We start from the raw sequence: 14,337 nt of genomic DNA, 5'->3' as shown, positions 1-14,337 counted from the left end.
CGTACGGTGGGGTCCTTGATGCCGGGGGCATTAAGGACAAAGTGCCCACGCGGATGTTTGCGCCGTGTTGGCGCTCGAGCGCGGCGTTGATGTGTGCGGTCCTGGTCAGGGTTCGCGGTATGGCCCGGGACATGTTTGCGGCATGCGACCTGATCGGTTTTAATGCCGCTAACAAAGCGCTAACTTCCGCGTGGGCACGGTGTGCCCACCTTACGGTCGCTACTTGTGGCTACAGGAACTACCTCTGATCTTCACCTATTCCCCCAGGTATGCCGCTTGCACCCGCGGATCGTGCAGCATATCCTGCGCATTCCCCGTCATCGTGATCGTCCCCGACTCCATCACATACCCCCGGTGCGCCGCCTGCAGCGCCAGTTTCGCATTCTGCTCGACCAGCAACATCGTGATCCCCTGCGCCGACACATCACGGATCACCTCGAAGATCTTCTCCACCATGATCGGCGCCAGCCCCATCGACGGCTCATCCAGCAGCAGCAGGGTCGGATGGCACATCAACGCGCGCGCCATGGCCAGCATCTGCTGCTCGCCGCCCGACAAGGTCCCGGCCAGCTGCGCCGAACGTTCCTTCAGGCGCGGAAACACCGCATACCACTTCTCGATATCCGCCTCGATCCCGGCCTTGTCGTCGCGCGTATAGGCGCCCATCAACAAATTCTCGTGGATCGTCATGCGCGTGAACACGCCTCGCCCTTCCGGCACCATGGCGAGTTTGCGCTGCACCAGGCGGAAGGACTGGCTGCCGGTCAGCGGCTCGCCGAGGTAGGAAATCCGCCCATCCACCTTGGCCGTCGGCAGCGTGCCGGTGATCGCCTTCAGGGTCGTGGTCTTGCCGGCGCCGTTCGCGCCGATCAGGGTCACCAACTCGCCTTTACCCACTTCCAGGTCGACGCCCTTGACCGCCTTGATGCCGCCATAGGCCACTTGCAGGCCCTCGATTTTCAGGATGCTGCCGCTCATCAGTGGGCCCCTCCCAGGTAGGCTGCGATCACCGCCGGATTCTTCTGGATCTCGGACGGCAAGCCTTCGGCGATGCGCTTGCCGTACTCGAGCACGGTAATGCGGTCGCACAGGCCCATCATCAGTTTCACGTCGTGCTCGATCAGGAGCACGGTCTTGCCTTCGTTCTTGATCTTCACCAGCAGCTCGCGCAGGGCCAGCTTCTCGGTGGCGTTCATGCCGGCCGCCGGTTCGTCCAGCGCCAGCAGCTGCGGGTCGGTGGCCAGGGCGCGCGCGATTTCCAGGCGGCGCTGGTCGCCATACGACAGGAACTTCGCCGTGCGATGAGCAAAGCGCCCGATGCCGACGAAATCCAGCAGTTCCTGGGCCCGGGCGCGGATCGCCGCTTCTTCCTCGCGCGCCGCCTTGTGGCGGAAGATGGCGCCGAACACGCCCTGCTTCGTGCGCACGTGGCGGCCTACCATCACGTTTTCCAGCGCGCTCATTTCGCCGAACAGGCGGATGTTCTGGAAGGTGCGCGCAATCCCCGCCTTCGCCACCGCATGCGGCGCCGATGGCGAATACGGTTGACCGGCCAGCTCGAAGGTGCCGCTATCGGGCTGGTACAGCCCGGTGATGACGTTGAAGAAGGTGGTCTTGCCGGCGCCATTCGGGCCGATCAGGCCGACGATCTGGCCGCGTTCCACCTGGATCGCGACGTCGGTCAGCGCCTGCAGGCCGCCGAAGCGCTTGTTGACGCCGGAGATATTCAACAGGACCTCGCTCATGCCGCCGCCTCCTCTTCTTCTTCGCGCGCCAGGGCCGCGTTCGGGCGTTCTTCCTTGTTCGGCGAGGGCCACAGGCCGGCCGGACGGATCAGCATGATCAGCACCAGGGCCAGGCCGTACAGCGCCTGGCGCAGCACTTCGGCTTCGACCAGCTTTTCGCCGAACAGGGCAACCTGCGCCGGCTCGACCACGTGGCGCAGGATTTCCGGCAAGGCCGCCAGCAGCACGCCGCCCAGCACCACGCCCGGGATGTGGCCGATGCCGCCCAGCACCACCATCGCCAGCACGGCGATCGACTCGGTCAGCGAGAACGATTCTGGAGAAACGAAACCCTGGAAGGCGCCGAACATGGCCCCCGCCACGCCGCCGAACGAGGCGCCCATCGAGAACGCCAGCAACTTCACGTTACGGGTATTGATGCCCATCGCCTTGGCCGCGATCTCGTCTTCGCGGATCGCCACCCAGGCCCGGCCCAGGCGCGAATGCTGCAAGCGGCTGGTGATGAAGATGGTGGCGATGCACAGCCCCAGGAACAGGAAATAGTAGGCGTTCACCGACGGCATGCCGTAGCCGCCGATGTACACCGTCGACTGCGAACCCGCTTCCCCGGCCAGCGACACGCCGAAGATGCGGATCGGGTCGACCATGTTGATTCCCTGCGGACCGTTCGTAAAATTGATCGGCTCGATCAGGTTGTTCATGAAGATGCGGATGATCTCGCCGAAGCCGAGCGTGACGATGGCGAGGTAGTCGCCGCGCAGTTTCAGCGTGGGCGCGCCGAGCAGCGCGCCAAAAAAGGCGGCCACCAGCGCCGCCAGCGGCACGATCGCCCACACCGACAAATGGATGCCGTTTTGCCGGATCTCTTCGCCGAACAGGGTTGTCAGCCATTCCCCCAGCGCCGGATAGTTATAGACCAGCGATTCGAGCAGGGCCGCGAACTGCGGCGAGGCGAACAGCCCGGTCAGATAGGCACCAACGGCAAAGAAGGCGATATAGCCGAGGTCGAGCAGGCCGGCAAAGCCGACCACGATGTTCAGGCCCAGGGCCAGCATGATGTACAGCAGCGCCAGGTCGATGATGCGGACCCAGGAATTGCCGTACTGCGAAGCGAAGAAGGGAAAGGCGATCATCAGGGCCAGCAGCAGGGCCATGTTGATGCGCGCCCGGCGCGGCTGGTGCTGGAGGTCGAAGGTAATCAAGGACATATCGACTCCTCACGCACGGTCGGCCACGCGCTCGCCCATGATCCCGGACGGACGCACGGTGAGCACCAGGATCAGCACCACGAAGGCGAAGATGTCCTGGTAATGGCTGCCGAGGAAGCCGCCGGTGAGGTCGCCGATGTAGCCGGCGCCCAGCGCTTCGATGATGCCGAGCAGAAGACCGCCGATCATGGCGCCGTAGATATTGCCGATCCCGCCCAGCACGGCGGCGCAGAAGGCCTTCAGGCCCGGCAGCACGCCCATGGTGAAGGAAATCGTGGCGTAGTTCGCGCCCCACATCACGCCGGCCACGGCCGCCAGTGCGGCGCCGATGGCGAAGGTGGCGACGATCACGCGGTTCGAATCGACGCCCATCAGGCTGGCGACGCGAGGGTTTTCCGCCACCGCGCGCATCGCCCGCCCCATCTTGGTGCGTTCAACCAGCAGCACGAGTGCAACCATGGAAATGGCCGCCAGCGCCAGCAACAGCACCTGGGTTTGCGAAATCATGGCGCCGCCAATCATGATCGGGTCCGAGGACAGCACTTGCGGGAAAGGCAGCGGGTTGCGGCCCCAGAACGGCATGGCCATGACAAACGTCTGGAGCAGGATCGAGACGCCGATGGCGGTGATCAAGGGCGCCAGGCGCGGCGCATTGCGCAGGCGGCGGTAAGCTACGCGCTCGATCAGCACGTTGACCAGTATCGCCACGGGAATGGCGCCGAGGATGGCAATGGCCAGCTGCAGGTAGCCGGGCAAGCCGGGGAAATGACTTTCCAGGGCATGCAGGATCGAGAGGCCGACCATGGCGCCGATCATCAACACGTCGCCATGGGCGAAGTTAATCAGGTTCAGTACCCCGTAGACCATCGTGTACCCAAGCGCGACCAGTGCATACATGCTGCCTAGCACCAGCCCGTTGAGTATCTGCTGGACAAAAGTCTCCATCGTTTCGCTGTCTCTTTCTTTTGATAACAAAAACGGCACGTCGGGAATCCCGAAGTGCCGCTCTTTGGCTTGACGTCGTTTTACCTGGCAAAGACGGTGCAATCTTTATGCCAGCAGGGTTAATGCCAGCAAGGTCAAACAGTTGCCACGACAAAAATTCCGAGCGTCGCCATCATAGCCAGCTTTTTGAAAAACGAACAACGGAAATCGTCGCAGCCATCGGTGCTATCGCAGGAATTTACGCTACCTCGGCGCGCACGCCGTCCAGGCCCTTCGGCAGCGGGAAGGTCACGTTCTCTTCCACGCCCTCGAGCGCGCGTACGCTGGCCGCACCAAGGGCCTTCAGGCGGTCGATGACGGCCTGCACCAGCACCTCGGGCGCCGAGGCGCCGGCCGTGACGCCGATGCGCTTCTTGCCTTCGATCCAGGACGCTTCGATCTTGGTAGCGTCGTCGACCATGTAGGCCGGCGTGCCCATCTTCTCGGCCACTTCGCGCAGGCGGTTCGAGTTCGAGCTGTTCGGGCTGCCGACCACGACCACGACCTCCACCTGCGGTGCCATGAACTTCACGGCTTCTTGGCGGTTGGTGGTGGCGTAGCAGATGTCGCCCTTCTTCGGCTCGATGATGTTCGGGAAGCGGCGCTTCAGGGCGGCGATGATTTCCAGGGTGTCGTCCACCGACAGCGTGGTCTGCGAGACATAGGCCAGCGCTTCCGGATTGGCGACCTGCAGCTTTTCCACGTCATCGACGGTTTCGACCAGGTGCATGCCCTCTTCGGCCTGGCCCATGGTGCCCTCGACTTCCGGGTGGCCGTCGTGGCCGATCATGATGATCTCGGCGCCCTGCTTGCGCATCTTCGACACTTCCACGTGCACCTTGGTCACCAGCGGACAGGTAGCATCGAAAATCTTCAGGCCGCGCGACTCGGCTTCGGCACGCACCGCTTTCGACACGCCATGGGCCGAGAACACCAGGGTGTTGCCGGCCGGGACATCGTCGAGCTCTTCGATGAAGATGGCGCCCTTGTTGCGCAGATCGGCCACGACATAGGCGTTGTGGACGATTTCGTGGCGCACGTAGATGGGCGCGCCGAACTGCGACAGGGCGCGTTCGACGATCTCGATGGCACGGTCGACGCCGGCGCAAAAGCCGCGCGGCTGGGCAAGCAGAATCTCGTTTTCCATAACTTTTCCTTTTACAGGACCGACAGCAGTTTTACTTCGAATTGCAGGGACTGGCCGGCCAGCGGGTGGTTGAAGTCGAACAGCGCGGCATCCTCACCCATTTCGCGCAGCATGCCGGCAAAGCGGCCGCCGCCGGGCGCGGCGAAGTCGACCAGGTCGCCCGCCTTGTAGTCGGCGTCCGGCACCGAGTTTTCGTCTAGCGTGGCTTTCGACACCCACTGGATCAGCTCCGGGTTGCGCTCGCCAAAGGCATCCGCGGCGCTCAGGGTAAAGGTCTTGTGCTCGCCTTCCGCCATGCCGAGCAGGCGTTCTTCGAGGAAAGGCGCCAGCTGGTTCTGGCCCAGCATCAGGGTCGCGGGATTGGTGCCGAAGGTGGTGACGATGTCGGTACCATCGGCGCTGGAAAGACGGTAATGCAGGGTCAGGTAAGCCGATTCGGTAACGACGGCCGGGGAAGCGTTGGACATGTTCTTGGAAGTGACGGACACGATGACGGACAAGGCGCTATTGTAAGGCACTGCCGCCCTTCCCGCCGCCGGGCGCTGCTTTTTTCGGCAGCAAATGCGCCGCGCGAGGTACCTTGCCCTGTTTTCTCGGCTACCTCTGGGTCGTATTCGATGCCCGCAAGCAGAGCTGGCACGGCAAGCTTGCCGATACCGTGGTCGTGCGGCGCAAAGCGGGGATGTCGGAGCAGGTGCGTTTCGAGAAGCCCTTGAACGAACCCGCCGGCTGAGGACACCGTTCCATCGACAGGGCGCAGTACGCATATTGCGCCCTGCCATGCCTGATGCTACCGTTGCTCCGCGCGGCCGCCTGGCCGCCTTTCCGGAGCTGGGTAATGGTCGATGAAACGCACTATGAATATGCAGGATTCTGGATTCGCGTTGCCGCGGCCGTGATCGATTCCATCCTGGCCGTGTTCATCACCATCCCCTTGTTACTGGCCGTGTATGGCCGCGATTACTGGGTGAGCGAACGCTTTATCCAGGGTCCGGCCGACTTCCTCATTTCCTATGTATTGCCTGCGATTGCGGTCATCGCCTTCTGGATCGCGCGCGGCGCCACCCCGGGCAAGATGCTGCTCTCCACGCAGGTGGTGGATGCCAGGACTGGCGCGAAGCCCACGGCCGGCCAGTCGATCGGACGGTATCTCGGCTATTACGTCTCGACCATCCCGCTTGGCCTGGGCCTGCTGTGGGTGGCCATTGATCCGAAAAAACAGGGATGGCACGACAAGCTGGCCGGTACGGTCGTGATCCGGCGCAAGCAAACGACGCAGCCCGTGTCGTTCACGCGCCAGCCCTGAATCGCGACGCACGTCGCCGACATCAGCGTCAGATCAGCACCGCCTTTTGCACGCTGCCCATAATGCGTGGCGGCGAGTCGTGCAGCCCCCCGCCCTGCCGCGGCGGGCGCCGGCCGCCTCCCCTTCCTTCATGGTACAAGGAGCAACATGGGTATCAACGACTGGCCGGAACAGGACCGGCCGCGCGAACGGCTGGCGCGCGAAGGCGCGGTAGCGCTGTCGAATGCGGAACTGCTGGCGATCTTCCTGCGCGTGGGTGTACGCGGGTGCAACGCCGTGGAACTCGGCCAGCACATGCTCGAACACTTCGGTTCGCTGCAGCGCCTGCTGCATGCCACGCCGCAGGAGTTTTCAGAGGTGAATGGCCTGGGCATGGCCAAGTATGCCCAGCTGCAGGCGGTGATGGAACTGTCGCGCCGGGCGATTGCCGAGCAACTCTTCCGCCAGGCCCTGTGCTCGCCGGATGTGGTGAAGAACTACCTGCGCGGCAAGTTCGGACTGCAGGCCTACGAATCCTTCGTGGTGCTGTTCGTCGACGTCAAGAACCGCCTCATCGATGCACAGGAAATGTTTCGCGGTACGCTGACGCATACCAGCGTCTACCCGCGCGAAGTGGTCAAGGCGGCCCTGCGCCGGAATGCCGCCGGCGTCATGCTGGCCCACAACCACCCGTCGGGCGAATGCGCGCCCAGCGAGGCCGACCTCAGCCTGACCCATGCCCTGGTCCAGGCACTGGCCCTGATCGATGTGCGCGTGCTCGACCATTTCGTGGTGGCCGGGACCCAGGTACATTCGTTTGCCGAACACGGGCAGCTGTGACGGCTGTGCACTACCGCCGTCACTTCACATCCGCGTTACTTGCGCAGCAGCGCCTCGAACTTGCCCTGGTCGAGGAACTTCGTGTAGCCGCTGATCGTGGCGGACACCTCGGCATTCGACATCAATTCCATCATCGCCACTTCGCCCAGCGAACGGAAAGCGGAGAGCATGCCCTGGCTGCCTTCGGCCTGCATGACTGCGCGCGTTTGTTCGGTGCAATTCTCGGTCAGCAGGCGGGTCACCAATTGGGCCATGCCCCTGTCGGCATCGTTACGGGTGGCCGGGGTGACCGTGGTGAGCTTGTTCATTTCCGGATGGGCCGACATCGAGATAAAGATCCAGCGCGCCAAGTCCGTACGATCCTTGCCGTTGGTACTGCTCTTCAGGCATTCGCCGAGCTGGTTGGTGGCAGGATTGGCCATGGCGGCCTGGGAAGTGAAAAATGCCAGACCCAGGAACAGACTCGGAAGGATGCGCATACGCCGCTTTCTTTATCAAAAAGGAATTTAAAAGTGGCATTACTTTAACATTTTGCGTTTTGGAAACACAAGCCATGTTGTTGGCAATCGACAGCGAGCATCGTTGGTAGCTACGGCCTCACTGTTCAGTTAACCGCATGAAAACAAGGCGCTAGCCCTGTTTTTACAATTGTTAAATCTGATGGAGCAATCAAGACACCATTGTTTTTCGCAAGTGATTGATTCCGCGATGGTTTTCACGCTATACTCTCGTTTTTCCGAATTCGGAAGTTTATTCTTAAGGAGTGCGCTATGGCACGTGTCTGCCAAGTTACTGGCAAGGGAGTTATGGTTGGCAACAACGTCTCCCACGCAAACAACAAAACGAAACGCCGTTTCCTGCCTAACCTGCAGAACCGTCGCATCTACGTCGAATCCGAAAACCGTTGGGTCTCGCTGCGTTTGTCGAACGCCGGCCTGCGCGTTATCGACAAGCTGGGCATCGACGCCGTTCTGGCCGACATGCGCGCTCGTGGCGAAAAAGTCTAATTAGGGGAGCTATCATGGCAAAAACTGGCCGCGACAAAATCAAGCTGGAATCGACCGCAGGTACTGGTCACTTCTACACCACCACCAAGAACAAGCGCACGATGCCGGCGAAGATGGAAATCATCAAGTTCGACCCGAAAGCACGCAAGCACGTTCCGTACAAGGAAACCAAGATCAAGTAATCGATCCTGGTTCAGTACAAGAAAAGCCGCCCACGCAAGTGTGCGGCTTTTTTGTTGCCCGTTGCGCCCGCTGCGGGTAAGGCTACGGGCGAAAAAAAGAGCGGGCAAGCCCGCTCTTCTTCCTGAACGCTTGTAGAGCGCTTATGCCTTGTTGGCGCGCTTGCGGGCCACGACGCCGGCGCCCAGCATGGCAATGCCGAACAGGGCCAGCGAACCCGGCTCCGGTACTTCGGTCGCCAGCTTGAACTGGCCATTGTTCGAGAACAGGAAGTATTCGCCTGGCTTGTTGGCGTAGGTACCCTTGGTACAGCCCTTGCCCTTGAAGCCGGAGAATTCGCAGACCAGTTCGCTCACCAGGACCGCGTCCGGCCTGGCCACATTGTTGGCATTGGTGAAAGCGAACGACAGGATGGACTCGGTCGACAGGTCTTTGCCTTTGCCGTCGAAGAAATACCCGGCCTTGATGGCACCGACGTCGGCCGACGCCAGCACACTGACCTGGCCATTCCCGGTTGGCCGGCCGCTTGCATCCACCAGGCCGCCACCGCCGGCCAGCACATTGAACTTGGCGATTTCGGTGCCCAGGTTGGCCCCATAGACGCCCGCGGTCGAGCCATATTCCCCGTCGACCGGGTTCTGGTACATCGTGATGGTACCGCCGGTAAACGCAAAGGCGCCATTGAAGGTGCCGGTACCGGAGGCCTGGAAGACGGCGCTGATATTGCCGCCTGCATACTTCACCGGGAACAGCGCGGCTTTGCTGTCGGCTTGCGTGATGTTGAAAACAGCGTGCTCGACGAACGTGAAGGAACCCGTGCCGTTCGGAGTCAGCTGGATGAAGGCATTGCCGTTCACATCCAGGTATTCGTTGATCTTGTGGCCACTGGCAAAACCGCCGCCATTCGGATTGAAGACCCAGTCGTTCATGACTGCGCTATTGACGGCAGCATTGGCATTGGCAAATGACAGGGCCAAGGCAGCGGTGCAGGCTAGCTTGTTCAGAAATTTCATAATTAGCTCTTTATCGATGGAAATCGGTTTTGCGAATACGAAATGAGAAGCAAGTCCTGTGCCATAAATATATTTACGATTGGAATCAATTACTTGTAGGAATCCTGTCTGTCCCAATCACAGCGGTTGTAAAGAAACTCGACAGTATGCACGCAGATTGCATACGCACCGTGGCTACAAAATAAATAACAACGGCTCCCGCAGGAGCCGTTGTCGATAACGCAGAAAGGCGTTTATGCGTAGCTACGCAGGCGCATCGAGAACTCCTGCAGCGACTTGATGCCCGAGGCTTCGGCACGCGTGCACCAGTCTTGCAGTTGCTGCAGCAGCTGGTCGCGGGTCGAATGCGAACGCTCCCAGATGGCGCCGAGTTCCACACGCATCTGGTGCATGGTCTCCAGCGCCTTGCTGTGCTTGAACAGCTCGATCAGCTGGGCTTTTTGCGACAGTTCCAGCTTGCCCGGCTCGCGCTGCAGCAGCTTGCGCGACGATTTCAGGAAGCGCGCTTCCAGCTCGGCCTTGTGCTTCAGGTGCTCGAATTCCTCGTGGAAGGCGTGCTTGACCGACTTGGCGTACTTGGCCATCACATCGTAGCGGTTGGTGATCACCGACTGCAGGGTTTCCAGGTCGGCAACAACCTTGTCCTTGGCCAGCTTCGGCTTCGGTGCGACTTTCTTCACCTTTGCCAACCCAACCATTTCCATAGCGCGGATGTAGGCCCAGCCGAGGTCGATTTCATACCACTTGCTCGACAGCTTGGCCGAGGTGGCATAGGTATGGTGGTTGTTGTGCAGCTCTTCGCCACCGATCAGGATGCCCCACGGGAAGATGTTGGTGGCCGCATCGTTGCAATCGTAGTTGCGGTAGCCCCACCAGTGGCCCAGGCCATTGATGATGCCGGCCGCGGTAATCGGAATCCACAGCATCTGGATGGCCCAGATGGTGATGCCGATCACGCCGAAGAGCACGAAATTAATGACCAGTAGCGCCGAGACGCCGGCCCAGCTATACCGGGTGTAGAGATTGCGCTCGATCCAGTCGTCCGGCGTGCCGTGACCGTATTTTTCCAGCGTTTCCTTGTTCTTGCTCTCGGCGCGATACAGCTCCGCGCCTTCCAGCAGCACTTTCTTGATGCCGCGGGTTTGCGGGCTGTGCGGATCTTCCTCGGTATCGCACTTGGCGTGGTGCTTGCGGTGGATGGCGGCCCATTCCTTGGTCACCTGGCCCGTGGTCATCCACAGCCAGAAGCGGAAGAAGTGGCTCGGGATCGCATGCAATTCCAGGGCGCGGTGCGCCTGGTGACGGTGCAGGTAGATGGTGACGCCGGCGATGGTGATGTGCGTCACCACCAGCGTGTAGATCACGACTTCCCAGGGACTCAGGCCGACGAGGCCGGTGGTCATGAATTCCAGCACAGAATGCAGGATATTGCTAAAGGTCATTACTGCTCCAAGTTAAGGTCAGACTGTACTGCGCGCCGATCTTTCTGTGAGGCAGTCGCGCGAGGCAGCGCGCACGCGCCGGCCAAACAACCCCGCATTCTACGCACTTTCTCATGACGCACGGCACGAACAACGCATATAAATGCGCTTCTTTACCTAACGTGCGCCATCCTGTTAGTGAATATGCATTAGGTCTGTTGCGCTGGAGGCGGATTCTGCGGTGGCAGGCCGAGACGGATGGCGCCGGCATGCACCAGCGCATAGATGTTCCGGTTCACGGCCGAGATCACACCCCCGCTGCCCTTCTCCGGATCGACGATCGAGAAGCCGAGTTCAAGCTCGTAGCCATGCGGCCCGAAAGCGTTCAGTTGCACTGAAGGCGCCGGCTCGGCCACCACGCGCTCGACCTCGTCGGCCTGGCGCGCCAGCAGCGTCATCACCGCGTTCAGGTCGCTGTCGTAGGCGACCGTGATCTTCGTGTTCAGGCGCACCGCTCGGTTCGTGCCCGACTGGTTCGTTACGACACCGGTGATCAGCATTTCGTTCGGCAGCAAGGTCTGCGTACCGTCGAGCGCCTGCAGCACGGTGTAGCGGGTATTGATGCGCGCCACGCGGCCGGAATACTTGTCGACGGCAATCGGATCGCCGATCGACAGGCTGCGCTCGAACAGGATGATGAAGCCAGACACATAGTTACTGGCAATACGCTGCATGCCGAGACCGAGGCCGACACCGAGCGCGCCGCCGAACACCGACAAGACCGTCAGGTCGAGCCCGACCAGGCCCAGGCTGACCAGCACCGACACCAGGATCAAGATCGCCCGCCCCATGCGCGCCAGCACCACGCGCAGCGAGGTGTGCATGCCCTCGAGGCGCATCAGGCGCTCTTCCAGCGCGGCGCCGGCCCACAGGGCCAGCATCATTAGGACGACGACGGAGACCACTGCTTGCAGGATCGCCAGCAGCGAAGCGGAGTTCTTGCCGAGTGGGATTTGGCGATTCTCGAGGAAATGCAAGATGTCCGGCCACTGGCCGGTGAGATACAGCGCAACACCAACCCAGACCACCAGCGCCAGCACCTTCTCGAAGGTCTGCAGCGCGGTGCCGAGCGGGCCACGCCGCGCGAACACCCGCCGCAGCAGGTAGAACACCATGCGGATCAGGGCCATCGACGCGAACAGCGGCAAGGCCACGGCCAGCAGGTGCACGTTCTGGTAGCGGGCCAGGATGAGCTTTGCAAGCCACACCCCCGCCGTGATCAGGAGCGGCGCCAGCACGCGGCCGAAACTTTCGACACCGAGGCGGCGAATCGCCCCGGCGTTGTCGTCCTCGTGCAGCCAGCTGCGCCGGATCAGGCGCGCCAGCAGCAGGCCGACCAGCACCGCAGCCACGATCGCCAGCGCCTGCCACAGGATGCGCGGGTTACTGATGTCCTCGAGCAGGTCCTGCAGCAGGTCGGTCAGCGGCATCGTTTGCACGTTGTGATTTACTCCGCGTCGGCTTCAGGCGCGGCCGCCTTCGGCGCCTTGGCGGCCATCGGCTTGCGCTCCAGCACGGCGGCGAAAAAGCCGTCGGTCTGGTGCTTGTGCGGCAAGAGCTTCAGGTAATCGCCCATTTCCAGGTCGATCTTTTGCTCGGCCAGCACCTTGTTCATCGGCACCAGCTCGAAGTCCGGGTGCGACGCCAGGAACTGCTCGACGATGACGTCGTTCTCTTCGTTCAGCAGCGAGCAGGTGGCGTACACCAGGCGGCCGCCGCCCTTCAGCAGGCGCGCAGCGCCGTCGAGGATCGACGCTTGTTTCTCTTGCATCTCGGCCACGGCGCCTTCCGGCTGGCGCCATTTCACGTCCGGGTTACGGCGCAGGGTGCCCAGGCCCGAGCATGGCGCGTCGACCAGCACGCGGTCGATCTTGCCGGCCAGGCGCTTGATCTTGGCGTCGCGCTCGTGCGCGATCAGCACCGGGTGCACGTTCGACAGGCCGCTGCGCGCCAGGCGCGGCTTCAGCTTCGACAGGCGCTTTTCCGACACGTCGAAGGCGTACAGGCGGCCGGTGTTGCGCATGGTCGCGCCCAGGGCCAGGGTCTTGCCGCCGGCGCCGGCGCAGAAATCGACCACCATTTCGCCGCGGCGCGCGGCCAGGATCTGGGCCAGCACCTGGCTGCCCTCGTCCTGCACCTCGATCGCGCCTTCCTTGAACAGCGGCAGGCCTTGCAGGTTCGGCTTTTTCTTGACGCGCAGGCCAAGCGGCGAATACGGGGTCGGCTCGGCCACGATCGGCGCTTCGGCCAGCTTGGCGATGACTTCGTCGCGGTTCGCCTTGATGGCATTCACGCGCAGGTCGAGCGGCGCCGGGGTATTCAGCACGGCGGCCAGCTCCTGGGCTTCGCCTTCGCCGAACTGGGCGACGAGCTTGTCGTACAGCCACTGCGGCATGTTGGCGCGCGCCAGTGGCGGCAGCAAATTGCGGTCGATTTCCTTGATGCGGTTCAGGAAGGCGGTTTCGTCTTCGCTCAAGCCGCCGAGGGCGTCGATGCCGACGGTTTCCGACAGGCCCAGCAGGGCCAGGCGGCGCATCGACGGCGTGCCGCCGGTGCCGCCGAAATCGGTAAAGAAGGTCTTGTTGCGCAGCACGGCGTACACCGCTTCGGCAACCACGCCGCGTTCGCGCGGGCCGAGACGCTGGTGGTCCTTGAAGTAGCGCGACAGGGTAACGTCGGCCGGGGCCGTAAAGCGCAAGATCTCGCGCAGCACCTCTTCGGTGTTGCCGAGAATTGCTGGTGGCAATCTCATGGAATTCCTTGAATCAGATACGTATAAAAATCAGGCGGGCTGCGCGATGCGCACGCCGCCTTGTTCGATGCTCAGCCTGTCCTCGATGAACAGGCGAACGGCGTAGGGATACAGCTTGTGTTCTTCGGCCAGCACGCGCGCTGCCAGGCTGTCTTCGGTGTCGCCAGGCAGCACGGGCACGCGCGCCTGGGCCACCATCGGGCCGTGGTCCAGCTCGGCGGTGACGAAATGCACCGTCGCGCCATGCTCGCGCTCGCCGGCTTCCAGTGCCTTGCGGTGCGTGTCCAGCCCGGGATAGGCCGGCAGCAGCGAAGGATGGATGTTCAGCATGCGTCCTTCGTAATGGGCCACGAAGGGCGCCGTCAGGATGCGCATGAAGCCGGCCAGAACCACCAGGTCAGGGGCAAAGCGGTCGATTTCGTGCTGCAGGGCGGCGTCGAAACTGGCGCGGTCCGGGTAGTTCATGCTTGGCACCACGGCGGTCGGGATACCGTGCGCCGCGGCAAACGCGAGGCCGCCTGCGTCGGCCCGGTTGCTGATCACTGCCGCCACCCGCGCCGGCCAGCCTTCCGACCGGGCCGCCCGCACGACCGCTTCCATGTTGCTGCCGCGGCCGGAGATGAGGATGACGATGTTTTTCATAGCGCGCATTGTACCGTATGCGCGTGGCGCAACTGTGGTATGGAAAAGCAGGA

At 62.2% G+C, this 14,337-nt stretch carries 17 protein-coding genes; 5 read left to right on the top strand and 12 right to left on the bottom strand.

The window, feature by feature from the left end; all coding sequences use genetic code 11:
- Positions 1 to 255: 255 nt before the first annotated feature.
- The 6 genes from ACWYRN_RS13875 to ACWYRN_RS13850 all read right to left on the bottom strand — a co-directional run bounded on the left by ACWYRN_RS13875 (position 256) and on the right by ACWYRN_RS13850 (position 5,551).
- Complete coding sequence (locus tag ACWYRN_RS13875) at positions 256 to 978, bottom strand: ABC transporter ATP-binding protein (RefSeq protein ID WP_488688130.1); 723 nt, start codon at positions 976 to 978, stop codon at positions 256 to 258.
- Entirely contained in the window at positions 978 to 1,745 is a 768-nt protein-coding gene (locus ACWYRN_RS13870) for an ABC transporter ATP-binding protein (RefSeq protein ID WP_488688128.1), read from the bottom strand. Before ACWYRN_RS13870 ends, ACWYRN_RS13875 begins: the two co-directional genes overlap by 1 nt.
- On the bottom strand, positions 1,742 to 2,953 hold the full coding sequence (locus tag ACWYRN_RS13865; RefSeq protein WP_488688126.1) for an ABC transporter permease subunit: 1,212 nt from the start codon (positions 2,951 to 2,953) through the stop codon (positions 1,742 to 1,744). The genes ACWYRN_RS13870 and ACWYRN_RS13865 overlap by 4 nt, the downstream gene beginning before the upstream one ends.
- Before the next feature lie 9 nt (positions 2,954 to 2,962).
- Entirely contained in the window at positions 2,963 to 3,898 is a 936-nt protein-coding gene (locus ACWYRN_RS13860) for a branched-chain amino acid ABC transporter permease (protein WP_488688124.1), read from the bottom strand.
- Between the two features lie 238 nt (positions 3,899 to 4,136).
- On the bottom strand, positions 4,137 to 5,084 hold the full coding sequence (ispH, locus tag ACWYRN_RS13855; RefSeq protein WP_488688123.1) for a 4-hydroxy-3-methylbut-2-enyl diphosphate reductase: 948 nt from the start codon (positions 5,082 to 5,084) through the stop codon (positions 4,137 to 4,139).
- A gap of 11 nt (positions 5,085 to 5,095) precedes the next feature.
- Entirely contained in the window at positions 5,096 to 5,551 is a 456-nt protein-coding gene (locus ACWYRN_RS13850; protein WP_229438272.1) for an FKBP-type peptidyl-prolyl cis-trans isomerase, read from the bottom strand.
- A 113-nt stretch (positions 5,552 to 5,664) separates the two neighbouring features.
- On the opposite strand from ACWYRN_RS13850, the gene ACWYRN_RS13845 reads away from it, so the two are divergent.
- From ACWYRN_RS13845 to radC, 3 genes are all read left to right on the top strand, one after another.
- The gene (locus ACWYRN_RS13845; protein WP_488688122.1) at positions 5,665 to 5,817 is read left to right on the top strand and encodes a hypothetical protein; all 153 of its coding nucleotides are present in this window, start codon (positions 5,665 to 5,667) and stop codon (positions 5,815 to 5,817) included.
- Positions 5,818 to 5,922: 105 nt separating this feature from the next.
- Positions 5,923 to 6,390: an RDD family protein gene (locus tag ACWYRN_RS13840; RefSeq protein ID WP_488688120.1), complete on the top strand. Its 468-nt coding sequence runs from the start codon at positions 5,923 to 5,925 to the stop codon at positions 6,388 to 6,390.
- Positions 6,391 to 6,537: 147 nt separating this feature from the next.
- Complete coding sequence (radC, locus tag ACWYRN_RS13835; RefSeq protein ID WP_488688119.1) at positions 6,538 to 7,209, top strand: RadC family protein; 672 nt, start codon at positions 6,538 to 6,540, stop codon at positions 7,207 to 7,209.
- Between the two features lie 35 nt (positions 7,210 to 7,244).
- Here the strand turns inward: radC and ACWYRN_RS13830 are convergent, their stop codons facing one another.
- Positions 7,245 to 7,688 carry a hypothetical protein gene (locus tag ACWYRN_RS13830; RefSeq protein WP_488688117.1) on the bottom strand — a complete coding sequence of 148 codons (444 nt, stop codon included), beginning with the start codon at positions 7,686 to 7,688 and terminating at the stop codon, positions 7,245 to 7,247.
- Positions 7,689 to 7,979: 291 nt separating this feature from the next.
- Here ACWYRN_RS13830 and rpmB point away from each other — a divergent pair, with 291 nt between their 5' ends.
- On the top strand, positions 7,980 to 8,216 hold the full coding sequence (gene rpmB / locus ACWYRN_RS13825) for a 50S ribosomal protein L28 (protein WP_005665737.1): 237 nt from the start codon (positions 7,980 to 7,982) through the stop codon (positions 8,214 to 8,216).
- Between the two features lie 11 nt (positions 8,217 to 8,227).
- Positions 8,228 to 8,398, top strand: a complete 171-nt coding sequence (gene rpmG / locus ACWYRN_RS13820; RefSeq protein WP_182991897.1) for a 50S ribosomal protein L33 — start codon at positions 8,228 to 8,230, stop codon at positions 8,396 to 8,398.
- A 141-nt stretch (positions 8,399 to 8,539) separates the two neighbouring features.
- On the opposite strand, the gene pepA is transcribed toward rpmG, so the two are convergent.
- The 5 genes from pepA to purN all read right to left on the bottom strand — a co-directional run bounded on the left by pepA (position 8,540) and on the right by purN (position 14,284).
- Positions 8,540 to 9,409 (bottom strand): flocculation-associated PEP-CTERM protein PepA, encoded by an 870-nt coding sequence (pepA, locus tag ACWYRN_RS13815; protein ID WP_488688116.1) that lies wholly within the window; start codon positions 9,407 to 9,409, stop codon positions 8,540 to 8,542.
- A 233-nt stretch (positions 9,410 to 9,642) separates the two neighbouring features.
- Complete coding sequence (locus ACWYRN_RS13810) at positions 9,643 to 10,812, bottom strand: DesA family fatty acid desaturase (RefSeq protein WP_488692818.1); 1,170 nt, start codon at positions 10,810 to 10,812, stop codon at positions 9,643 to 9,645.
- 227 nt (positions 10,813 to 11,039) lie between these two features.
- Entirely contained in the window at positions 11,040 to 12,320 is a 1,281-nt protein-coding gene (locus ACWYRN_RS13805) for a mechanosensitive ion channel family protein (protein ID WP_488692817.1), read from the bottom strand.
- 17 nt (positions 12,321 to 12,337) lie between these two features.
- Positions 12,338 to 13,642 (bottom strand): RsmB/NOP family class I SAM-dependent RNA methyltransferase, encoded by a 1,305-nt coding sequence (locus ACWYRN_RS13800; protein WP_488688114.1) that lies wholly within the window; start codon positions 13,640 to 13,642, stop codon positions 12,338 to 12,340.
- A gap of 30 nt (positions 13,643 to 13,672) precedes the next feature.
- A complete protein-coding gene (gene purN / locus ACWYRN_RS13795; protein WP_488688113.1) occupies positions 13,673 to 14,284 on the bottom strand; it encodes a phosphoribosylglycinamide formyltransferase in 612 nt (203 codons plus the stop codon).
- Positions 14,285 to 14,337: the final 53 nt, after the last annotated feature.

Source organism: Massilia sp. BAP21 (assembly GCF_057801335.1).
The sequence above is the reverse complement of the archived record's forward strand: the minus strand, read 5'-3'. Positions and strand labels throughout refer to the sequence as shown.

Coding starts and splice junctions, on each gene's coding strand:
- ACWYRN_RS13875 (WP_488688130.1), bottom strand. CDS start 978: ATGAGCGGCAGCATCCTGAAAATCGAGGGCCTGCAAGTGGCCTATGGC.
- ACWYRN_RS13870 (WP_488688128.1), bottom strand. CDS start 1,745: ATGAGCGAGGTCCTGTTGAATATCTCCGGCGTCAACAAGCGCTTCGGC.
- ACWYRN_RS13865 (WP_488688126.1), bottom strand. CDS start 2,953: ATGTCCTTGATTACCTTCGACCTCCAGCACCAGCCGCGCCGGGCGCGC.
- ACWYRN_RS13860 (WP_488688124.1), bottom strand. CDS start 3,898: ATGGAGACTTTTGTCCAGCAGATACTCAACGGGCTGGTGCTAGGCAGC.
- ispH (WP_488688123.1), bottom strand. CDS start 5,084: ATGGAAAACGAGATTCTGCTTGCCCAGCCGCGCGGCTTTTGCGCCGGC.
- ACWYRN_RS13850 (WP_229438272.1), bottom strand. CDS start 5,551: ATGTCCAACGCTTCCCCGGCCGTCGTTACCGAATCGGCTTACCTGACC.
- ACWYRN_RS13840 (WP_488688120.1), top strand. CDS start 5,923: ATGGTCGATGAAACGCACTATGAATATGCAGGATTCTGGATTCGCGTT.
- radC (WP_488688119.1), top strand. CDS start 6,538: ATGGGTATCAACGACTGGCCGGAACAGGACCGGCCGCGCGAACGGCTG.
- ACWYRN_RS13830 (WP_488688117.1), bottom strand. CDS start 7,688: ATGCGCATCCTTCCGAGTCTGTTCCTGGGTCTGGCATTTTTCACTTCC.
- rpmB (WP_005665737.1), top strand. CDS start 7,980: ATGGCACGTGTCTGCCAAGTTACTGGCAAGGGAGTTATGGTTGGCAAC.
- pepA (WP_488688116.1), bottom strand. CDS start 9,409: ATGAAATTTCTGAACAAGCTAGCCTGCACCGCTGCCTTGGCCCTGTCA.
- ACWYRN_RS13810 (WP_488692818.1), bottom strand. CDS start 10,812: ATGACCACCGGCCTCGTCGGCCTGAGTCCCTGGGAAGTCGTGATCTAC.
- ACWYRN_RS13805 (WP_488692817.1), bottom strand. CDS start 12,320: ATGCCGCTGACCGACCTGCTGCAGGACCTGCTCGAGGACATCAGTAAC.
- ACWYRN_RS13800 (WP_488688114.1), bottom strand. CDS start 13,642: ATGAGATTGCCACCAGCAATTCTCGGCAACACCGAAGAGGTGCTGCGC.
- purN (WP_488688113.1), bottom strand. CDS start 14,284: ATGAAAAACATCGTCATCCTCATCTCCGGCCGCGGCAGCAACATGGAA.